Genomic DNA, 21,717 nt, shown 5'->3' with positions numbered 1-21,717 from the left:
CCTGTGCGCTAGTGGAATTAAGTACTTAGCTAGCAGCTTCGCTGGGATGGGAATCCTGCCGCCCCAGCCAATTCAGCGCCTTACTGGCGATCAACATGCTGTATTTTTGGCATCGGCTCGGCGGGGTCGTCGCCCAGCTTTTTCGCGTGCTGCGCATCGGCGGGCGGTTCGTTGCCTTTGTTCCGAATGCGGCGACGATGACCCGGCAGGGCATGGACCGGCACCCACCGGATGTATGATGCGGCGGCGTTGCACTGGATCGGGCGCGGATCACTTCGGGCGTTTCGCCCCTGATGGCTTCGACGACGCTGGGCGCGGACGGGTTCGTGCTGTCGGTGGTGATGCTGTGACGGGTGGCAGGAACGGGCTGTCCGACGATGGGCGGCGGTAAAGTCCATTGCTGCAGCTGCAAAATGGGGCAATGCTGCTGGAAGCCATAGGACGATTAATATAATCTGGGATCGTATACTATGTAGCGACGGGCTTAAACTGACAGCATGGCAAAACCCGGAATGACGACCGACCCGACGCAGCATCCTGCCGCCGAACAGCATCTGGTGCATCGTACGGGCTGGCTGCGCGCGGCGGTACTCGGCGCGAATGACGGAATCATCTCCGTCTCCAGCCTGATCGTCGGCGTGGCCGCTGCGCCGGGCGCCACGGCGGCCAACATCCTGCTGGCCGGGGTGGCGGCATTGGTCGGCGGGGCGTTGTCGATGGCGGCGGGCGAATATGTCTCGGTCAGTTCGCAGGCCGATACCGAAACCGCCGATCTGGCGCGCGAGGCGGCGGAACTCGCCCGGTCGCCGCAGGCGGAAACGCGGGAACTGGCTGCGATCTATGAATCGCGCGGAGTCGAAGCGGCGCTGGCGCTGCAGGTGGCCGCGCAGATGATGGCGCATGATGCCCTGGGGGCGCATCGGCGCGACGAACTGGGCCTGGCCGATGACGGCGGGGCGCGCCCGTTGCAGGCGGCGTTGTTCTCGGCGATCGCATTTGCCGCGGGCGCCGTCCTGCCGGTGATCGCCGCGCTCGTGCCGCGTGCCTATGTCCTTACCGCCGTGCCGCTGGTGGCCCTGTTGCTGCTGGCGTTGCTGGGCGCGCTGGGGGCGAAGGCAGGCGGCGCGCCGCTCGGGCGCGGGATGGTGCGGGTCGTCCTGCTCGGTGCCATGGCGATGGGGGTGACCGCGATGATCGGCACGCTTACCGGTACGGTGCTATGAGCCAAGCGGGATAACGGATGGCGCCTTCGCTGCCGGACGAACGCCGCGCGGCACTCGCCTGTACGCTGCGATCGCTCTAGGGTCGCCGCCTCCCGTATCCAGAGGCCGCCGCTTGTCCCAGTCCCCGACCGATCCCATCGCGCAGCGCCTGTTCCGGCTGTCGCTCGGCGTGTTCTTCATCGGCGGGTTCGTCGCGTCGTCGATCAGCCTGCTGATGCCGCGGGTGCGCCTCACGCTGGGGCTGAGCTATACCGCTGCGACCAGCATCCAGCTGGCGTCCTTTTCCAGCTATCTGCTGTTCGCCGCCCCGGTCGCGGCGATCGTCGCAGCGACCGGCTATATGCGGGCGCACGCGATCGGGCTGGCGACGATGGCGATCGGGTGCGTCGCGCTGATCGCGGGGCTGGTCCTGCAACACTATGGCATCATCCTGCCCGCGCTGCTGGCGATCGCGACGGGCGCGACGTTCCTGCAGATCGCCAGCAATACCGCCGTGACCATGGTCGGCGACCCGCGCCGGGCGGCGATACGGCTCAACCTGCTGCAGGGGTTCAATTCGCTCGGCACCGTCGCCGGCCCGGCACTGGGCGCGACGACGATCGTGTCGGCCAAGGCGGCGACCGACCCGACCGGCGCAACGCTGCCGTTCGCGCTTGCGGCGCTGGTGTTGGCGGTGCTGGCCATCGCTTTCTACCGTCATCGCGACCTGTTGCGCGGGCTGCCGGCGGGGAGCCTGCACATGACCCGCACCGCGTGGCGCGGGGCGCTGGGCGACCGGCGGTTGCTGGCCGGGGCGGGGGCGATCTTTGCCTATGTCGGGGCGGAGATCACGATCGGCGCGCTGCTCACCGACTTTTTGATGAGCGACCATGCACTGGGCTGGGCGGCCGGCGGCGCGGCGGGGCTTGTCACGCTCTATTGGGGTGGGGCGATGGCCGGGCGGTTTGCCGGGGCGGCGGTGATGCGGCGGCTGGCCCCGGCAAGGGTGCTGGGGGTTGCGGCGCTGGTGGCGACCGCACTGGCGCTGACCGCGATAGTGGTGCGCGGGCCAGTGGCGGCGGCGGCGCTGTTGCTGGTCGGGGTGGTCAATTCGGTGATGTATCCGACCATTTATGTCCTGGCATTGCCCGACCGGCCGGAACGGACCGCGCCGGCGGCCATGCTGCTGTGCATCGCGGTCGTCGGCGGGGCGGTGGTGCCGGTGGTGACCGGGGCAATGGCCGACCGGATTGGGTTGATCCCGGCGCTAATGCTACCCGCGCTCTGCTATCTGCCGATCGCCGCCTTTGCCCATTATGCCCGTCATCCTCGCCCATCCGAATAATCGTTGTTGCGCCCCGGCAACTTTGTGTTACAGAATTGGAAGCGCTTCCAATCGACCATGACACATGGCCGGGGGCGGGTAGGGCCGGCACGGGACCGGTCCGATTGGGGAGGATGAGCATGAAGAGCGTACGCGCGCGCCGCACCGTAACGCTGGTATCGCTGTTGCTGGGGTCGAGTGCGATCGCGCCGGTCGCCTGGGCGCAGGACAGCGCCGCACCCGCCGATGCGCAGACCGCCGCCGGCGATCCGCAAACCACGACCGACACGCCCGCCGATGGCGGCGAGGTCATCACCGTGACCGGTATCCGTCGCGGCGTCGCCGACGCGATCAGCCTGAAGCGCGACAACACTTCGATCGTCGAGGCGATTTCGGCCGAGGACATCGGCAAGCTGCCCGACGTGTCGATCGCGGAATCGATCGCGCGCCTGCCCGGCCTTGCCGCGCAGCGGGTCGGCGGGCGGGCGCAGGTCATCTCGATCCGCGGCCTCGCCCCCGATTTCACGACGACGCTGCTCAACGGCCGGCAACAGGCAAGCTCGGGCGACAACCGTGCGGTGGAATTCGACCAATATCCGTCGGAACTCCTGTCCAGCGTGGTCGTGTACAAGACGCCCGACGCGCAGATCGCGGGCATGGGCCTGTCGGGCACCGCCGACCTGCGTACCGTCCGCCCGCTGGCGTTCGGGAAGCAGGCGATCGCGCTGAACCTGCGCGGTGAAAAGACCGAGGGCGGCAAGCTCAACGACGACATCCGCAACATGGGCTACCGCGTCAGCGCCAGCTATATCGACCAGTTCGCGAACGGCACGATCGGCGTCGCGCTGGGCTATGCCCGGATCGATTCCCCGTCGGGCAACCGCCATTACAAGGCGTACGGCTATGAGGCATTCGGCGATCAGACCGATGCGAACGGTGCGCCGATCAACATCGTCCGGCCCGACAGTGCCGACGGCGCCCTGCTGGTCAACGGGCAGGAAATCTTCGTCACCTCGCGCAGCAACGTGCGTGACGCGTTCATCGGCATCCTCGAATGGCAGCCGAGCGACAGCGTGCATTCGACGCTCGACGTCTATTATTCCAAGTTCCGCCAGAACGAGATCACGCGCGGCGCGCAGTGGTTCTCCAACCCGTTCGCCGACGGCCTGAGCTATACCGGCGTTACGACCGAGGAGCGTGGCGGTACGAAGCTGGCGACCGGGGGCGTCGCGGTCGGCGCGGTGCCGATCATCCGCAACGACAATAACCGGCGCAACGACGAACTGTTCTCGGCCGGGCTGAACAACGAATTCCGCCTCGACGACCGGACGCAGTTCGTCGCCGACCTGTCCTATTCGCAAAACAAGCGGAACGAACAGATCCTCGAAACCTATGCCGGCTATGGGCAGGGCATCGGCGGTGTCACGCCGGCTACGCCCAATATCGGCCGCACGCTCGACAATATCGGCTTCACCACGCCCGAGGACGGCTTTGCCAGCTACGATCCGGGGCTGAACTATGCCGATGCGAACCGGGTGACGCTGGGCGACCGGGCGCCGTGGGGTGGCTGGGGCCATGACGGCGCGATCCGGTTCCCGAAGGTCGATGAAAAGGTCTATGCGCTCGACCTGCGTCTGTCCCGCGAGGTCGAGGGATTCTTCAGCGGCTTCGACATCGGCGTCAACTGGACCCATCGCAGCAAGTCGAAGGCAGTCGACGACAACGACCTGTTCCTGAAGAACGGGCGGCAGCAGGTGGCGGTCGACGGCAGCTTCCTGCAAAAGCCGACCGACCTCGGATTTGCCGGGTTCGGCCCGGTGCTGAGCTTCAACGCCGCCGACCTGTTGGCGCGCTATTACGACATCACCCCGATCCGCGACGCCAATTTCTATGACAAGAACTGGTCGATCCTCGAGGACGTCATCACCTGGCACGCCAAGGCGAATATCGACTGGGGCCGGTTGAAGGGCAATGTCGGGGTACAGGTCGTCAACCAGGACCAGTCGTCGACCGGCGTCGTCATCAACGGCCTCGAACCCGGACAGCCGATCGTGCCGCAGCGTATTCGCGACGGGGCGAGCTATACCGACGTGCTGCCCAGCCTGAACCTGATCTACGACCTGGGCGGGGGGCATCGCCTCCGCTTCGCGGCGTCCAAGACGATGGCGCGGCCGCGGATGGACGACATGCGTGCGAACGTCGCGCCGGGGTTCAACTCGCTTGTCTGTTCGGGCCAGCCCTGCGCGCCGGGCACGACGGTCAATCCATGGTCGGCATCGGGCGGCAATGCGAAGCTCAAACCCTGGCGCGCCGACGCGCTCGACCTGGCGTATGAGTGGTACGTCAACCCGACGACGTACCTGTCGATCGCCGGCTTCTACAAGGATATCAAGACCTATATCTACCAGCAGTCGGGCACGTTCGATTTCAGCGGTATCCCGTTGCCGACGACGGCGAACGCCATTCCGCCCGGCGTCGTCATCAGCCCGATCGGCCAGATCACGCTGCCGGCCAACGGCAAGGGCGGCACGGTCAAGGGGCTGGAGTTCAGCGGCGCGTTCAACTTCGGCACGCTGACCTCGTTCCTCGACGGCCTTGGCGTGCAGGGCAGCCTGTCGCTGACCGAATCCAACCTGAACCCGACCAGCAACCCCGATCCGACGCAGGCGGTGCGGATTCCGGGCCTGTCCGGGACGGTGTACAACATCACCGGCTATTACGAACGCGACGGGTTCCAGGCGCGGATCAGCCAGCGCTATCGTTCGGGCTTCAAGGGCGAGGTGGTGCAACTGTTCGCGACGCGCGGCTTTACCGAGATCCTGGCCGACAAGCAGGTCGATGCGCAGGTCGGCTACACGATCCAGGGCGGCGCGCTGGAAGGATTGGGCGTGTTGTTCCAGGTGAACAACCTGACCAATTCGCCCTATCGCACCCGCCTCGGCCTCGATGGCGGCGGGACCACGACGTCGGACGGCGGGTCGCTGCTCGAAACCTACGAAACCTATGGGCGGCAGTTCCTGCTGGGCTTCAACTACCGCTTCTGATGTTCCCCCTGCCTCGCGGCGGGCGTGCCCCGCCGCGATTTTTTCTGGGGGAGCGACATTCCGCCCTTTTCCGTACCCCGGCGAAGGCCGGGGTCCAGTTGGGAAGGCTTTTCCTGTAACTTACTACCGTTTCCCAACTGGGCCCCGGCCTTCGCCGGGGTGTGACAGGATGCGGATCAAGTGATGCAAGCCAGCCCCGCCATCGATAGAACCACCGCATGACCCCGCTCAAACGCATCCTGATCGTCGGCGGCGGATCGGCCGGGTGGATGACGGCCGCGATGTTCGCGCGGCTGTTCAAGGGCCGCTATGCCATCACCCTGATCGAATCCGATGCGATCGGCACGGTTGGAGTGGGCGAGGCGACGATCCCGGCGATCAAGAAATTCAACGACCTGCTGGGGCTGGACGAAGACGATTTCCTCCGCCGGACGCAGGGCAGTTTCAAGCTGGGCATCCAGTTCAACGACTGGTCGCATCCGGGCAGCAGCTATGTCCACGGCTTCGGTGTCATCGGCCGCGACCTCGAATGGCTGCGCTGTCACCAATATTGGACGAAGGAACATCATGCCGGGCGCGCCGGGCCGCTCGACCTGTATTCGATCAACACCGTCGCCGCGACTGCGAACCGCTTCATGCGCCCGCGCGCCGACATGCCCGACAGCCCGATCGGGCAGATCGCCTATGCCTTCCACTTCGACGCCGGCCTCTATGCCGCCTATCTTGCCGACTATGCGCAGGCACGCGGCGTCGTGCGGCGTGAGGGGGAGATCGTGTCGGTCGCGCAGGATGCCGATACCGGGTTCCTGACGTCGGTGACGCTCGCCGATGGCGGCGTGGTCGAGGCCGAGCTGTTCATCGACTGCTCGGGCTTTCGCGGGCTGTTGATCGAACAGGCGCTGGATGCGGGCTATGAGAGCTGGACCCATTGGCTGCCCTGCGACCGGGCGGTGGCGGTGGCGTGCGAACGGTCGGCCGACTTCACCCCCTATACCCGGTCGACCGCACGCGCGGCGGGATGGCAGTGGCGCATCCCGCTCCAGCATCGCACCGGCAACGGCCATGTCTATGCCAGCCGCTATACCGACGATGCGACGGCGGAGGCGGTGCTGCTCGACCATCTCGACGCGCCGGCGATCGGCGCCCCGCGCCGATTGTCGTTCGTGCCGGGCAAGCGACGGGCGGCGTGGGTGCGCAACTGCGTCGCCATCGGGCTGTCGGCGGGGTTCCTCGAACCGCTCGAATCCACGGGGCTGCACCTGATCCAGTCGGCGATCCTGCGGCTGGTGCGGCTGATGCCCGATGCCCGGTTCGATCCCGCGACCATCGCCGAATATAACCGCCAGACCGATTTCGAGATGGAGCGCATCCGCGACTTCATCATCCTGCATTACAAGGCGACGACGCGCGACGACACGCCGTTCTGGCGCTATGTCCGCACGATGGACGTGCCGGATACGCTGGCGCGCAAGATGGCGCTGTTCGCCGCCAACGGCCGCATCTTTCGCGAGGATGACGAACTGTTCGCCGAGGAAAGCTGGATACAGGTGCTGATCGGGCAGGGGATCGTGCCCGCCGCACCCGACCCGCTGGTCGAGGTGACGCCCCCGGCCGAGATCGCACGCTATCTGGGTGACATCGAGCGGGTCATCGCCAAATGCGTCGAGCGGATGCCGGGCCATGCCGCCTTCGTAGACCGTCACTGTGCCGCCCCGCGACCCTGACCATGCTTGTGCCCATGCCGCCGCACTGCCAAAGGGCCGTTTCGGCACGCCAACAGGATCGGGACCGCAAGTGACGGCGCGCAAGCCAACCATCGACGATGTCGCACGCCTGTCCGGCCTTGCCCGCGCAACCGTCTCCCGCGTGCTGAACGACGGTCCCAATGTCAGCGACCGGTCGCGGACCCGCGTGCTGGAGGCCGTGGCGACGCTCGGCTATCAGGTCAACCTGCAGGCGCGCTATCTGGCGGGCGGCGGCAACCGGTCGGTGCTGCTGATCCTGTCGTCCGATACCGAGAGCGAGCCGAACTCCTATTACCAGTCGGCACTGGAGATCGGCGCGCTGCGCATCGCCATGCAGACCGGCCTCGAACTGGCGGCGCATACGCTGCAGACGCGCGCCGACGTCGATGCGCGGCTGATCGAGCTGGTCGTGGACAGCCGCTGTTCGGGCGTCATCCTGACCCCGCCCTTTTCCGACCGGATCGACCTGCTTGCCGCGCTCAAGGAAACGGGCACGGTGGTCGTGCGCATCTCGCCCGCTGCCGACGAACCGCGCGGCATTCCCGGCGTCGGCATGGACGACGAGGCTGCCGGCTTCGCGCTTGCCCGCCATCTGCTGGCGCTCGGCCACCGGCGCTTCGGCTTCATCCAGGGGCTGGCCGAGCATCTGTCCGCCGAACAACGCTATCGCGGCGCCCTTCGCGCGTTGACCGAAGCCGGGCTGGGGGGAGAGGCGATGCATGTGGCGCGGGGCAACTTCACCTTCAAGGCCGGGGTCGACCTGTTGCCCGCGATGGTCGCGCGCGCCGATCGGCCGACCGCGATCATCTGCGCCAACGACGATACCGCGGTCGGTGCGCTGTTCGCTGCGCATCGGGCGGGGATCGATGTGCCGGGCGACCTGTCGATCGCCAGCTTCGACGACACGCCGGTGTCGGCGCTGGTATGGCCGCCGCTGACGACGGTGCATCAGCCGCTGAAGGAAATGGGCGCGCGTGCGATGCAGATCATTGCCGAAACGCTGACCGGCGTACCGCCGCCGGTCGACGGGGCCGAGCATCTGCCCTTCTCGATCGTCGAGCGCGGATCGGTGGCGAGAATCGGCTGACCCCGGCTTGCGCCGGGAACGGGCCGACGCGGGGCTACGCCGCCAAAGTGATTGACTTCCCTGTCGCAACCACGGATTACCGGCGTTGGAAGCGCTTCCAATGCGCCGATGAAGGAGAGGATATGACGCCGTTCGCTCGGGCGATGCGCTGGCGCGCCGCGATGACGCTGCCCGCCGTGATGCTGGCGACTGCCGCCGCAGCCCAGACCGCGCCCGCGACGCCGTCTGCCGTCGACGCAGACGAGGCGCGCGCCGACACGCTGGCCCGCCGGATGACGCGCGAGGAACAGCTGCGCTATGTGTTCGGCTATTTCCCGCCGATGAGCAAGGATCGCCCGGCCGACATGATCCCGTCGGCGGGCTATGTTCCCGGCGTCCCGCGCCTGAACATCCCGACGCTCCGGGAAAGCGATGCCTCGCTCGGCGTCGCGAACCAGATCGAACAGCGCAAGGGCGATGTCGCGACCGCGCTCCCCGCCAGCCTCGCGTTCGCCGCCAGCTTCGATCCCGACCTCGCCTATCGTTCGGGCGCGATGATCGGGGCGGAGGCGCGGGCCAAGACGTTCAATGTGCTGCTGGCCGGTGGCGTCAACCTGACCCGCGATCCCTGGGGCGGGCGTACCTTCGAATATCTGGGCGAGGACCCGCTGCTCGCCGGAATCCTGGCCGGGGAATCGATCCGCGGCGTCCAGTCGAACCATATCGTCTCGACGGTCAAGCACCTGGCGCTGAACCCGCAGGAGACGCTGCGCACCACGATGGACGCGCGCATCGGCGAGGCGGACCTGCGCGAAAGCGACCTGCTCGCCTTCCAGATCGCGATCGAGCGCGGGCGGCCGGGATCGGTGATGTGTTCGTACAACAAGCTGGACGGCGACTGGGCGTGCGAGAACGACTTCCTGCTCAACCAAGTGCTGAAGCGCGACTGGGGCTATCGCGGTTGGGTGATGAGCGACTGGGGCGCGGTGCATTCGACGGTGAAGGCGGCCAATGCCGGGCTGGACCAGCAATCGGGCCGCGAACTCGACAAGGCGATGTATTTCGGCAAGCCGCTGGCCGATGCTGTCGCCGCCGGCACGGTCGCCCCGGCGCGCCTTGCCGACATGAACCGCCGCATCCTGTGGGGCGTGGTGTCGACGGGGCTGATCGACCATCCGGTGCCGCTGACCGCGCAGACGATCAATTATGCCGCCCATGCCCGCGTCGCGCAGGAAGCGGCGGAAAAGGGCGCGGTGCTGCTGAAGAATGACGGCAACCTCCTGCCGCTCGCACGCACCGCGAAACGCATCGTAGTGATCGGCGCCCATGCCGATGTCGGCGTGCTGTCGGGCGGCGGGTCGTCGCAGGTTCGATCGGTCGGCGGTGCGCCGGTCGAGATTCCCCTGACCGAAGGGGCGGCGGCGTCGTTCGCACGGATCACCTGGCACGCGTCGTCGCCACTCGCCGCGATCCGGGCGATGGCACCGGGTGCGACGGTCACCTATCTCGACGGCCTCGATCCCGCCGCCGCTGCGGCCGCCGCGCGCAAGGCCGACCTCGCCATCGTCTTCGCATGGCAATGGCGGACCGAGGCGCAGGACGTCGAAAGCCTCGCGCTGCCGGGCCTGCAGGACACGCTGATTGATGCGGTCGCGGGCGCCAACCGCAACACCGCCGTCGTGCTGGAAACCGGCGGGCCGGTGCTGATGCCGTGGCTGAAGAAGGTGCCGGCCGTGTTGCAGGCATGGTATCCGGGGCAGCGCGGCGGGGAGGCGATCGCCAACTTGCTGTTCGGCGCGGTCAATCCGTCGGGCAAGCTGCCGATGACCTTCCCCGCAAGCATCGATCAGGCCCCGCGCCCGACCATCCCCGGCCTGGCGGAGATGAAGGCCGCCGACGCCGCGCGCAAGACCGGCGGCACGTACGGCATGGTCGAGCACGAACTGGCCCCGGTCGTGCCCTATGCGGAGGGTGCGGCGGTCGGCTATCGCGGTTATCTGAAGGATGGCAGGCGGCCGCTGTTCCCGTTCGGCCACGGCCTGTCCTATACCCAGTTCCGCTACGACGGGCTGCGGATCGAGGGCGGCGACCAACTGCGTGTCAGTTTCGACGTGACCAATAGCGGCCGGGTCATCGGGGCGGACGTGCCGCAAATCTACGCCACCGCTGGCCATCGTGTCGGGGCGACCACGCGCCTGATCGGGTTCGAACGGGTGACGCTGGCGCCGGGCGAACGGCGGCGGGTAAGCGTCACGGTCGACCCGCGGCTGATCGCCGATTACGATGTCGCCGGGCGCCGCTGGCATGTCGCTGCCGGGCGCTATCCGATCGCGGTCGGGCACTTTGCCGGCGATGCTACCCTGTCGGGCGCCGCGACCCTGACCGAACGGAGCGTGAAGCCATGATCCGCCGCCCCCTCCTCGCCGTCACTGCGCTGTTGGCCATCGGAGCGGCACCCGCGCCACCCGCCGGAATCCGCGCGTGGCAGACGAATGCCGATGGCAGCCAGCGCCTGACCCAGGTCGCCCTGTCGCCCGGTTCGGCGGGGCAGGGGGCGACGATCGTCATCGATCCCGCGCGCCGCTATCAGACGATGGTCGGGTTCGGCGCGTCGATCACCGATGCGTCGGCGATCCTGATCCAGCAACTGCCCGCACTGAAGCGTCAGGCGCTGTTGCGCGAATTGTTCGGCAGCGGTCCGGGTGACCTGCGCCTGGGCTTTACCCGACTGACGATCGGCGCGTCGGACTTCTCGCCGACGCATTACAGCTTTGACGACATGCCCATCGGAAAGCGCGATCCCGAGCTGAAGCAATTCTCGATCGCGCCCAATCGCGCGACCGTGCTGCCAACCGTGAAGGCGGCGCTGGCGATCAACCCGAAGCTGGTGGTGATGGCCAGCCCGTGGAGCCCGCCGGGCTGGATGAAGACCGGCGACTCGATGATCGGCGGAACGCTGCGCGACGATGCCTACGACGTCTATGCCCGCTATTTCGTCCGCTATCTGAAGGCTTATGCGGCGCAAGGGGTGGCGATGCGCTACGTCACCGTCCAGAACGAACCCGATTTCTCGCCCGCCGACTATCCGGGCATGAAATGGCCCGCGCGCGACCGGGCACGCTTCGTCGGTCGTCATCTCGGCCCCGCACTCGAGCAGGCGAAGCTGCCGACCCGCGTGCTGGAATGGGACCATAATTGGGACCAGCCCGAACAGCCCGAAACGGTGCTGAGCGATCCCGCCGCAAGCCGTTATATCCCCGGCGTCGCGTGGCATTGCTATGGCGGCAAGGTATCGGCCCAGTCGCGCGTCCGCGCCGCCTATCCGACCAAGGACGCCTTCTTCACCGAATGTTCGGGCGGCGGGTGGCGGCCGGGATGGAAGATCGGCTTTTCCGACGCGATCCAGAACCTGATGATCGGATCGACCCGCAACTGGGCGCGCGGCGTGTTGCTCTGGAACCTGGCGCTCGATCCGAAGGGCGGCCCGAACAAGGGCGGCTGCACCGATTGTCGCGGCGTCGTCACCATCGATCCGGCGACCGGCGGTATCGCGCGCGAACTCGAATATTATGCGCTGGGCCATCTCAGCCGCTTCGTCACGCGCGGCGCAGCGCGGATCGACAGCAGCGAGACGCCCGACATCGCCTCGGTCGCGTTCCGCAATCCGGACGGCGGCGTGGTGCTGCTCGCCTATAATCGCGGCGATGCCCCCCGCCGGATCGACACACAGGTCGGCACGCGGCGGGCGAGCCATGTCCTGCCGCCCGCAGCAGCGGTGACGATCGTCTGGGACCGCGCGCGATAGGGGGGAGCTTGTCGGGACGGGCGGTTTCGGCTGAATGTCGATTTGCTGGAGAACCAACTAACATTGAAGGCGTACCCCCGCGCAGGCGGGGGTCCAGACCCACACAGCTTGTCCTGTCGTTACCTTGGATCCCCGCCTGCGCGGGGGTACGACCCGATGTCGTCCGGCCCTAGACCTCGTTCAGCTCGGTCACGAACTCATAGCGGTCGCCGCGATAGACCGAGCGAGTGAACTCGACGATCCGCCCGTCGGACAGGCGGGTACGGCGTTCGATCCGCAGCACTTCGGACAATTGCTCGATCGACAATATCCCCGCCTCGGTCGCGGTGGCGAGCGAGGCGCGCACCCGTTGCGTGCCGCCGACCGGGCGGAACCCGTGCGCCTCCAGCGCCTCGTATAGCGAATCCTGCAACCGGGCGAGGTCGGGCATGAACTCGGCCGGCACCACCGCATGTTCGATCGCCAGCGGATCGCCCCCCGACAGCCGCACCCGGCCCAGCCGCGCGACACGGGTATCGGGCGCGACCTCCAGTGCGGCGGCTTCCTCCTCGGTCGGTAGCGCGTAGCTCTTGTAGATCCATACGACGCCCGGCGCCTCGCCGCGCAGGCGGGCATCGTCGCTGAAGCTGGTCAACCGGCTGCCCCGCGCCTCGATCCGGGGGGCGACGAAGGTGCCCGAACCCTGTTTGCGCACGACGATGCCTTCGTCGATCAGCTGCTGGATGCCCTTGCGCACCGTCACGCGGGACAGGCCGGCCATCTCGCTCAGCTCGCGTTCGGAGGGGAGGGCGCCCCCCGGTCCGATCCCGCCGTCGCTGATATGGTCGCGCAGACTCCGGGCGAGTTGCAGGTAGAGCGGCGTGTCCTCGTCGCCGCTGGGCCATGCGATCTGGCGCATCAGGGTGCCGCCGCGATCGCGGCGTCCAGCCGCCCGTGATGCGCCGCCAGCAACGCCGCGGCCGCATCGGGGGCCAGCCCGCGCGCGATCAGCACCGCGCGGCGAATATCGTTGTCACCGCGCTCCAGCGCATCGGCGGCGGCGTCCGGCCCGACGCCGGTCAGGTCCTGCACCATCGCCCGCGCGCGACGCAGCAGCTTCGCATTCGATACCCGCATGGCGATCATCCGCCCGTCATAGACCAGGCCGAGGCGGATCATGATCGTAGTCGACAACAGGTTCAATGCGGCCTTTTGCGCGGTGCCGGCCTTCATTCGGGTCGACCCGGCGATGATCTCGCTGCCGGTCGCCGCCACGACGATATGCTCGGCGGCTTGCGTAAGCGGCGTTTCGGGGTTGTTGGCGATCCCGATGGTCAGCGCGCCGGCCGCCCGCGCAGCCTCGATCGCGGCGACCGTGAAGGGGGTTCGCCCGCTCGCCGCCACGCCGATCATCACGTCCTCCGGCCCGACCCCGGCGGCGGCGACCTCGGCACGGGCGGCATCGGCGTCGTCCTCCGCCCCTTCGCGTGCCTTGGTCAGTGCGTCAGCCCCGCCGGCCATCAGGAACAGCATCCGCTCGGACGGCCAGCCGAAGGTCGGGTGCAGCTCTGTCCCGTCCTGTACCGCCAGCCGCCCCGACGTGCCCGCGCCGACGAATACCAGCCGCCCGCCGGTTTCCAGCCGCTTGGCGGCGGCGTCCGCAGCGCCGGCGATGGCGGCGGTCTGCGTCTGGAGCGCGGCGATGGCGGCCATCTGCCCTTCCAGCATCGCCTCGACCGCGCACGGTGTCGGCCAATGTTCGACGCCCTGATAGCGCGGGTCGAGCGTTTCGGTATTCATGCGGAAGGTCCATCCGGTTGGTGCCGCCCCGCCGGGGCAGCGCAGACGAGGAACGCGATCAGCGTGCCGATGCAGAGCTGAAAGGGAAAGGCGAGGCCGGTGAGCGCGCCGGGCAGGCCGATCGCGCGGGCGATGCCGGGTTGCAGCAGCACGATCACGGCAAAGCCGACCAGCAATGCCGCGACCACCGAATTGGTGGTGCCGCGGCCGGTGAACAGGGCGGTGAAATACACGCCCAGCAGTCCGGCATAGGTGAACACCATCACCTGCAGCGCGAACTCCAGCAGTCCCATGCTGCTATGCCGCTGCCAGTAATAGGACGCGACCGCCATCACGAGCATCGCGAGGCCGATCACCCCCATGCCCGCGCGTCCTGCGCTGACGAAATGATGCTCCGGCACGCTCCCACGCCGTTCGCGCCACGGGCGGTAAAAGTCTTGCACCAGCACCGACGACATGGCGTTCAGCGCCGAATTGGTCGTCGCGACGGCAGCGGCGCAAATGCCGATCGTCACCAACCCGCGCAAACCGCCGGGCAACTGGGTCAGGATATAGTGCATGAAGATGCTGATCTTCTCGCCCCCGAATGCCTGCCCGGCGGTTGCAGCGGCACCGCCCATCAGGTCGGGGCGATTATAGAAGATGTGGAGTAACAATCCGATGACGATGAACAGCCCGACCGTCGGGATCGTCGCGAATACCGACAGGTACAGGCCGCGCGCGCCGGTCTTCGCATCCTTGCATGCCAGCAACCGCTGGGTCGTGTCCTGGTCCATGCCGGCATTGGCGATGTAGAGCAGGGTGATGCCCGTGACGATCGCCAGCAGCGAGAAGGGCCGCGAGAAATCCATCGAGACATCGAACAGCCGCAGCTTGTCGACGCCCCCCGGCGCGTTCCGCAGCGCATCGACGATCGCTTCGTTCGACGCGGGGATCGAAAGCCGCAGGAACACCAGCACCGCGATCGCCGACCCCAGATACACGATGAACTGGATCAGGTCGTTCCACAGGACCGACTTCAGCCCACCGACAAAGGTGAACAACACGCTCGCCACCACGAGCAGCGCGGCGGCGATCAATATGCCGGTCGCATCTACCGACCCGGTGATGACCATGGCGAGCGCGATCGCCGCCAGATACACCCGCGCCCCCCCGGCAAACACCCGCCCGACCAGGAACATGCCGCCCGCCCAGCGCGTCGCGCGAATGCCGAAGCGCATCGTCAGCAGCTCATACGCCGTCGTCGCCCGGATCGCGTAGAAGCGCGGGATCATTACATGCGCGACGAACATCGCGCCCAGCAACCCGCCGATATTGCCGGTCAGATAGGTCAGGTCGGCGCCATAGCCATAATCTGGCCCGCCGAGAAACGTCGCCGCCGATTGCGTCGCCGACAGCACCGACACCGCCGCCAGCCACGCCGGCACATTGCCCCCGGCGAGGAAATAGTCGTGCGCCGACGCGGTGTTGCGGGGGGTAAAAATCCACCCCCCGCCGATCAGCAGCAACAGATAGGCGGCGATGACCAGCCAGTCGGCCAGCGAAAAGGGCAGGTGCATCACCCTTACATCTTGGCCGTGAGCGTGAACCCGATCGTGCGGCCCAATATGTCATAGGTATCGGGGAAGGTGTTGAAGACCCCATTCGCCGACACGCGCGGCGGCTTGCGGTCGAGCAAATTATAGACGCCCGCGCTCATCGTGATCGCCGGCGTGAAGTCGCGCGACGCCGAGAGGTCGAACGTGTCCTGCGCACCGATCGTCTCGGTCGATCCGGCCGCGCTCGACTTCACCCGGCCGATCCGCTGCCAGTCGAACTGGATCACGCCATGGTCGAACAGGATGCCGATGCCGGCGGTGTGGCGGTAATCGGGCTGAACCAGGGTCGTGCCGTCGCTCGAACAGGTCGCGCCGAACGTGCCCTTGCACTGCACCGCATTCACCGTCGGGTTCGCCTGGATCAGGTACGACGTGACGATATTGCCCTGATAGCTGGCGCGCAGGCCGATGCCGTCCATCCATTCGAGGCGGAGCGTATAGCTGGCGGCGATGTCCAGCCCGCGCTGGAGCAGGCGCCCCAGATTCTGGTTGTTGACGAACGCGTCCTTGAACGTGCCGTTGGCGTTGCGCGTCACCAGGTTGCACAGCGGATTGCCCGCCGTCGGATTGGTGATGTAGCAGCTGGTGATCGCCGCGATCGGCTGGATCACGCCCACCGCGCCGCGCAAGTCCAGCTCATACCAGTCGACCGTTGCGTTCAGGCCGGGCAGGAACGTCGGGGTCAGCACGCCGCCGATCGTCTTGGTAAAGCCGGTTTCGGGCTGGATGTCCGGATTGCCGCCATAGAAATAGTTGCCGGTCAGGTAGCTGGCGGCGCGGGGATCGGTCGATCCCGCCGCCGGCGCACCCAGCCGGTCACACTGGGCGCGGTTGCCCGTGCCGATCACGCACGGATCGCCGCCATAGCGCGGCTTGAGCCGGTCGACCGTTACGAGGCTGCTGAACGGCAGCGAGGATGTGCTGGCGGCGAACTCGCCGAAATTGGGGGTGCGCAGTACGCGCTGATAGGTGCCGCGCAGCCGCAGGTTGCGGTCGACCGCCCAGTTCGCCTCGACCTTCCACGTGCCATGGGTGCCGAACAGGTCGTAATCGGACAGGCGGTACGCGCCGCCGACATCGAACTGGCGGATGAACGGCGTGTTGTGGATCAGCGGTACGCGCAACTCGCCGTACAGCTCCTTCACGTCGAACGATCCAGTATAGGCCGCCTGCACGCCCTGCCGATACGTATTGCCCGACAGCAGCGCGCTGTCCTGCTGGATGCTCGCCGTCTCGCGCCGATACTCCGCACCGACCGCAAAACCGATCGGCCCGGCGGGCATGGTGAACACATCGTCCAGCGTCCCGCTGATCGTCGCGGCGGTCACGAACTGGTCGCGCTTGCGGTTGAAGCCGTTGATCGGGCTGCCAAGTGCTGTGGCAAGGCCGGGGCGGTTGGGACCGAAGATGTCGACCGTGTTGACGATCGATGCGAAGTTGTTCGCCCCGCTGGCATTGGCGACCAGCCCGTCGCCGCCGATCAGCGAGTTTTCGACCGACCGGCCATATTGGGCATAGACGTTCCACTGCAACGCGGTCGTGATCGGCCCGCGCAGGCCCGACTGCAACTGCAACGTGTCGCGTTCGGTGCGATAGGTGATGAGGCCCAGTTCGGCCAGCGAACGGCTGACATTCACCTGCGCCACGCCGTTCACGAAGGTCAGCTGACTGCGGATCGCGTCGGTCAGGAACGGGTTGGTCGCGTTGATGCCGACCGTGCGGCTGACGCTTGCCGGCTGCGCGCCGGGCGTGCCGGTCTCTTCGGTCCGCGCATTGGTGAACATCGCCCGGCCATATATCTCGACCGCCGGGGCCAATTCATATTTGTACAGCGCGGCAAGGTTGATGCGCTTGAGCGGCGATACCAGCGGATAGCTGCCCGAAATGTTCGACGTCGCCGACGGGCTGGTGGTGAACGCGCCGGAATCGGTAAAGCCGAACCGGCGCCCGCTGGCGACATCGGTGAACACGCCGCCGATGCTGGGAATGGTCTGGTTCGGCGTCGCTGCCCAGTCGCGCTGGCGGGCGAGGATGCCGTCACGCTGGGTATAGTCGGCCGCGAAGACCAGGTTTCCGCGGTCCCCCACGCCCAGGCCCAGCATCACCGACCCGCCATATTGCGCGCCGCCCCGCACCGACAAGCGGCTGGCGGCGGTGCCGCGTACCCCTTCGAACTCGTCGTTCAGGATGAAGTTGACGACGCCCGCCACCGCATCCGCGCCATAGACGGCGGCGGCACCCCCGGTCAGCACGTCGACCCGCTTGATGAGCGAGGCGGGGATGGCGTTGACGTCGACCGAGTTGCGGAAGCTGAACGGCGCGGCGCGGGTGCCGTCGATTAGCACCAGCGACCGGCTCTGTCCGAAATTGCGCAGTTCCAGCACCTGCGCCCCGAACGCATCGCTGCCCTGCGACCCCTGTCGCACGCCGCCGGACAGCTGCGGCAGCCTGGTCGAGAAATCCTCGATCGTCAGCGCCGACTGCAACCGGATTTGCTGCTCGCTGGTCGACGCCACCGGGCTGCTCGAAACCAGCCCCGGCGTCGGGATGCGGGTGCCGGTAACGACGATTTCGCCCGTTTCGGCGGGGGCAGGGGCATCGGCCGGCGCGGTCTGCGCCATTGCGACGCCGGGCAACTGCGTCAACGCCATGGTCAGCGCCGCCAGCGCACTCGAATGCCGGAACGATGCTACCATGGTCAGCTCCCTCTATCGCACCGCCGACTCTCCCGGTCGGTGTTCCGCCCGCCCGCTGCGGTCGGGCATAGTTATGTATACCTGTCGGCATTAAGTAAATAGGTGGTATCAACCTGGTATGGATGCTACCCTTGCCATGCCCCTCTCGTCACCCCGGACTTTATCCGGAGGGGGCGCTTCTCCCTGCAGGCTATCATGTCCGGGGCACGTTCCGTAAAATAGCGTCGGCCCGATTGTCGACGTTCCCGACGCCTGTAAGCTGCTGCCGGACGGATAGGATTCCCAGCGATGCACCCGAACGAAAAGCCGCGTGCCCGCGACACCTGGTTTGTTTATTCCCGCAAGCCGGGAAAGATCACGGCGATGCCTGTGAATGGCAAGGGTTGGCTGGGATTTATCGCTTGCCTCGCGCTTGTCCTGTTCGTCGGATTGGCAACGGCGCGGTGGGCCGGTGCGTTGCATCCCGTGTTCGGGACCCTTGCCTTGGCGGCCGTTAATATCGTTGGCATCCTGCCCATCATCCGACTGGCCATTGTAAAGGGTAGGCCGGAATAACAATCCGTTTCTGCAAACGGTGGATATCGGCGAGGAGGCTTCAACCCGGCCTCGTTCGGTGGCGCTGCCGTGCGTGGATGCTGCCATGGCATCGATACGATCGCAAGAGAGGCGGCGGATCAAACCATTTTGATGCCACTTGTCATTTTACGGCAGCTGGTATCTATATTTCCCTATGACCGAACCCGCACTCCCCGACCTCGGCATGATCGAGGGCCGCTTCGGCCGGCTCTGGACCCCGGACGAACGCGGCTATGTCGTCGAAACCCTCGCCGCCGCCGGCTACGGCTTCTATCATTATGGCCCAAAGGCGGATTCGGCACTCCGCCGCAGCTGGCGAACTGCGCACGACGCAGAACAAACCGAAGCATTGGCGCGGCTCTCGGCGCAGGTCCGTGCGGCCGGTATGCGCTTCGGCATGGCGCTGACCCCGATCGGCTCGACCCATCCCTTCGATAATGCCGTCCGCGCCGACCTGACGCGGCGGATCGCCGATCTCGATGCGATCGGCATCGACGACCTCGCCATCCTGTTCGATGACCTGCGCGGCGACTTGCCTGAACTGGCGGCACGGCAGGCGGATGTGGTCAACTTCTGCGCCGGGATCACCCGCGCGACGCGGGTCTATATGTGCCCGACCTATTATTCCGACGATCCCGTCCTCGACCGCGTGTTCGGGGCGCGGCCGGTCGATTATCTGGGCGATCTGGGGCGGATGCTCGATCCGGCGGTGCAGGTGTATTGGACCGGCGAAGAGGTTTGCGCGCGCGAGATTGGCGTCGGGCATTTGCGCACCGTCGCCGGGGCGCTGGGGCGCCGGGTGTGTCTGTGGGACAATTACCCGGTCAATGACGGCGTACGCATGTCGCGCCACCTGCACCTGCGCGCCTTTACCGGGCGGACGGCGGCGATCGCGCCGTGGCTGAGCGGCCATGCGATCAACCCGATGATCCAGGCGCGTCTGGGCTGCGTGCCCGCGCTGACCCTTCCGCTGCTGTATCGCCGGGGCGAGGCGTACGCCTATGGCGCCGCCCTCGGCGAAGTCGCGACCGCTCTGCTGGGCGCGGAGTTGGCCGAACTGCTGCAGCAGGACCTGTTGAAGTTGCAGGACAGCGGCCACGACCGGTTGGACATCGCGCCCCTCCGCGCGCGCTACGGCGCCCTGCACCATCCCGCCGCGCAAGAGGTCGTGCGCTGGTTGGACGGCTTCGACCTGATGACCGATGCCGAAGTGCAGACCCAGTAGCGCGCTGAATGTGCCGCCCGCATCGCGGCGGGCGGTACATCGTCAATAGGCGGCGGTGAAGCGGGCGCGGGGGTGGCGATGCGCCTCCAGTTCGTCGACCATCGCGATAGCATAGTCGGCGAAGCTGATCCGGCTGACCCCGGCATTGTCGGTAACAAGCGTGTCCGTGCCAAGCCGGTACTGGCCGGTGCGCGGACCCGGTTCGATCATCGCGGCCGGCGAAAAGAACGTCCAGTCGATATCGTCGACCCCGCGCAGCGCCTCGAGGAACGCGATGCCGCCCATCGCGATGTCGCGCCATGCCGGGGGGAAGTCGGGTGAATCGATCAGCCGCTGCCCCGACGCCACCTCCAGGCTCGCTGCGCCGCCGGTCACCAGCAGCCGTCCGACCCCGGCAGTACGCAGCGCGGTCAGCAGCGTGTCGGCGGTGACGTCAAAATGCAGCGCACTGATCACCGCATCGACCCCGGTCAAACGGTCGGCCAGCGTCGCCGGGTCGTGCGCGTCGCCCGCGACCGGGGTGATGCCATCGCCGGTCGGAATCCTGTCGGGGTTGCGCGCGATTGCGCGGACGACATGCCCCCGCCGCGCGAGTTCGCGGGTGATTTCCGAACCGGCATTTCCGCTGGCGCCGAGTACCGCAACGATCATCGAAGGTCTCCTCTGGTTTCCAATGGATACCAGGTGCTATGGAGATACCAATGACGCAAGACGGCACTTTTTCGATACCCGGTTTCCTATCGGAAACCGCCCCTCGGACAGGCGATGTCTATGCCGCCGATTGCCCGACCCGGAAGCTGCTCGACCGGATCGGCGATAAATGGAGCGTGCTGATCCTGTTGCTGCTGGGCGGTGGCCCGATGCGGTTCAACGCCCTGCGGCGGCGGATTGCGGGGGTTTCGCAGAAGATGCTCAGTCAGACATTAAGGTCGTTGGAACGCGACGGTCTGGTCGAGCGGGGGGTAACCCCGACGATGCCGGTGGAGGTGCGCTACAGCATCACCCCATTGGCCGGGGAATTGATCGAGGCACTGACGACGATGATGCACTGGGCGGAGCGGCGCATGGACGTCGTCGCCGCCGCACAGGCGCGCTTCGACGCCCGGCGCGCGGAATAGGTCAGCCCCAGCGGCTGCGATGGTCGTCGTCATGGCCGGCGCGCAGCATCGCGGCCTGTTCCCGCCAGCGTTCGTCGTCGATCGTACCGGGACGCAGGCGCAGGTCGTCCTCCAGCGCGCGTTCGTCGGCTTCGCTCAGCCCCTCGATCGCGCGATACGTCTTGATCCCGCGCTGGGTCAGCGCCCGTTCCAGTTCGGCATCGATGCCGCGGATGCGCGACAGATTGTCGCCGCCCCAGCCGAAAAATCCGCCCCCGCTGCTGGCCGTCGCGGCGCCTGCCGCTGCGGCGGTGGTTGTCGCGGTGCTGCGTTCGGTAGCCAGCCGGTCGCGTTCGGTCTCCACTTCGCGCAGGCGTTCGTCGCGATTCTTCAGGTCGGTGGCGACTTCGGCACGATACGCCTTGTGCGCCGCTTCCTCGTCACGATAGCGCTGCTTCCACTTCTTTCCGCCCGACGACGATGCCAGTCCAAACAGCCACCCGGCAAACAGGACGAGAGCAAGGACCGCAAACTGGGTCGGCGTCTGGAACAGCATCGTG

The 21,717-nt window shown here is 67.0% G+C and carries 16 protein-coding genes; 10 read left to right on the top strand and 6 right to left on the bottom strand.

Features of this window, described 5'->3' with window-relative positions; translation table 11 throughout:
• The first annotated feature begins 497 nt into the window (after positions 1 to 497).
• From QZ755_RS14355 to QZ755_RS14325, 7 genes are all read left to right on the top strand, one after another.
• A complete protein-coding gene (locus QZ755_RS14355; RefSeq protein WP_294324138.1) occupies positions 498 to 1,223 on the top strand; it encodes a VIT family protein in 726 nt (241 codons plus the stop codon).
• A 112-nt stretch (positions 1,224 to 1,335) separates the two neighbouring features.
• Positions 1,336 to 2,547: an MFS transporter gene (locus QZ755_RS14350; RefSeq protein ID WP_294324137.1), complete on the top strand. Its 1,212-nt coding sequence runs from the start codon at positions 1,336 to 1,338 to the stop codon at positions 2,545 to 2,547.
• 119 nt (positions 2,548 to 2,666) lie between these two features.
• The gene (locus QZ755_RS14345; protein ID WP_294324135.1) at positions 2,667 to 5,570 is read left to right on the top strand and encodes a TonB-dependent receptor; all 2,904 of its coding nucleotides are present in this window, start codon (positions 2,667 to 2,669) and stop codon (positions 5,568 to 5,570) included.
• Positions 5,571 to 5,788: 218 nt separating this feature from the next.
• On the top strand, positions 5,789 to 7,294 hold the full coding sequence (locus QZ755_RS14340) for a tryptophan halogenase family protein (protein ID WP_294324133.1): 1,506 nt from the start codon (positions 5,789 to 5,791) through the stop codon (positions 7,292 to 7,294).
• A gap of 70 nt (positions 7,295 to 7,364) precedes the next feature.
• Positions 7,365 to 8,402 (top strand): LacI family DNA-binding transcriptional regulator, encoded by a 1,038-nt coding sequence (locus QZ755_RS14335; protein WP_294324131.1) that lies wholly within the window; start codon positions 7,365 to 7,367, stop codon positions 8,400 to 8,402.
• 122 nt (positions 8,403 to 8,524) lie between these two features.
• Entirely contained in the window at positions 8,525 to 10,786 is a 2,262-nt protein-coding gene (locus QZ755_RS14330; protein WP_294324129.1) for a glycoside hydrolase family 3 protein, read from the top strand.
• A complete protein-coding gene (locus tag QZ755_RS14325) occupies positions 10,783 to 12,186 on the top strand; it encodes a glycoside hydrolase family 30 beta sandwich domain-containing protein (RefSeq protein WP_294324128.1) in 1,404 nt (467 codons plus the stop codon). Before QZ755_RS14330 ends, QZ755_RS14325 begins: the two co-directional genes overlap by 4 nt.
• A gap of 169 nt (positions 12,187 to 12,355) precedes the next feature.
• Here the strand turns inward: QZ755_RS14325 and QZ755_RS14320 are convergent, their stop codons facing one another.
• Genes QZ755_RS14320 through QZ755_RS14305 form a run of 4 tightly spaced genes read right to left on the bottom strand, consistent with a single transcriptional unit; the run spans position 12,356 to position 18,259 of the window.
• Positions 12,356 to 13,084: a GntR family transcriptional regulator gene (locus QZ755_RS14320; protein WP_294324125.1), complete on the bottom strand. Its 729-nt coding sequence runs from the start codon at positions 13,082 to 13,084 to the stop codon at positions 12,356 to 12,358.
• A complete protein-coding gene (locus QZ755_RS14315; RefSeq protein ID WP_294324123.1) occupies positions 13,084 to 13,965 on the bottom strand; it encodes an N-acetylmuramic acid 6-phosphate etherase in 882 nt (293 codons plus the stop codon). The genes QZ755_RS14320 and QZ755_RS14315 overlap by 1 nt, the downstream gene beginning before the upstream one ends.
• Positions 13,962 to 15,524 carry a sodium:solute symporter gene (locus QZ755_RS14310; protein ID WP_294324155.1) on the bottom strand — a complete coding sequence of 521 codons (1,563 nt, stop codon included), beginning with the start codon at positions 15,522 to 15,524 and terminating at the stop codon, positions 13,962 to 13,964. The genes QZ755_RS14315 and QZ755_RS14310 overlap by 4 nt, the downstream gene beginning before the upstream one ends.
• 5 nt (positions 15,525 to 15,529) lie before the next feature.
• Positions 15,530 to 18,259: a TonB-dependent receptor gene (locus tag QZ755_RS14305; RefSeq protein WP_294324121.1), complete on the bottom strand. Its 2,730-nt coding sequence runs from the start codon at positions 18,257 to 18,259 to the stop codon at positions 15,530 to 15,532.
• A 288-nt stretch (positions 18,260 to 18,547) separates the two neighbouring features.
• On the opposite strand from QZ755_RS14305, the gene QZ755_RS14300 reads away from it, so the two are divergent.
• Positions 18,548 to 18,814 carry a hypothetical protein gene (locus tag QZ755_RS14300; protein WP_294324119.1) on the top strand — a complete coding sequence of 89 codons (267 nt, stop codon included), beginning with the start codon at positions 18,548 to 18,550 and terminating at the stop codon, positions 18,812 to 18,814.
• A 175-nt stretch (positions 18,815 to 18,989) separates the two neighbouring features.
• Positions 18,990 to 20,060, top strand: coding sequence for a beta-N-acetylglucosaminidase domain-containing protein (locus QZ755_RS14295; protein ID WP_294324117.1), 1,071 nt, complete (start codon positions 18,990 to 18,992; stop codon positions 20,058 to 20,060).
• Positions 20,061 to 20,102: 42 nt separating this feature from the next.
• Here the strand turns inward: QZ755_RS14295 and QZ755_RS14290 are convergent, their stop codons facing one another.
• On the bottom strand, positions 20,103 to 20,711 hold the full coding sequence (locus QZ755_RS14290) for an NAD(P)-dependent oxidoreductase (RefSeq protein WP_294324115.1): 609 nt from the start codon (positions 20,709 to 20,711) through the stop codon (positions 20,103 to 20,105).
• A gap of 50 nt (positions 20,712 to 20,761) precedes the next feature.
• On the opposite strand from QZ755_RS14290, the gene QZ755_RS14285 reads away from it, so the two are divergent.
• Positions 20,762 to 21,178, top strand: coding sequence for a helix-turn-helix domain-containing protein (locus QZ755_RS14285; RefSeq protein WP_294324113.1), 417 nt, complete (start codon positions 20,762 to 20,764; stop codon positions 21,176 to 21,178).
• A 1-nt stretch (position 21,179) separates the two neighbouring features.
• On the opposite strand, the gene QZ755_RS14280 is transcribed toward QZ755_RS14285, so the two are convergent.
• A complete protein-coding gene (locus QZ755_RS14280) occupies positions 21,180 to 21,713 on the bottom strand; it encodes a hypothetical protein (RefSeq protein WP_294324110.1) in 534 nt (177 codons plus the stop codon).
• Positions 21,714 to 21,717 lie beyond the last annotated feature (4 nt).

Source organism: uncultured Sphingomonas sp. (assembly GCF_913776855.1).
In the GTDB taxonomy this organism is placed as follows: Bacteria; Pseudomonadota; Alphaproteobacteria; order Sphingomonadales; family Sphingomonadaceae; genus Sphingomonas.
The sequence above is the reverse complement of the archived record's forward strand: the minus strand, read 5'-3'. Positions and strand labels throughout refer to the sequence as shown.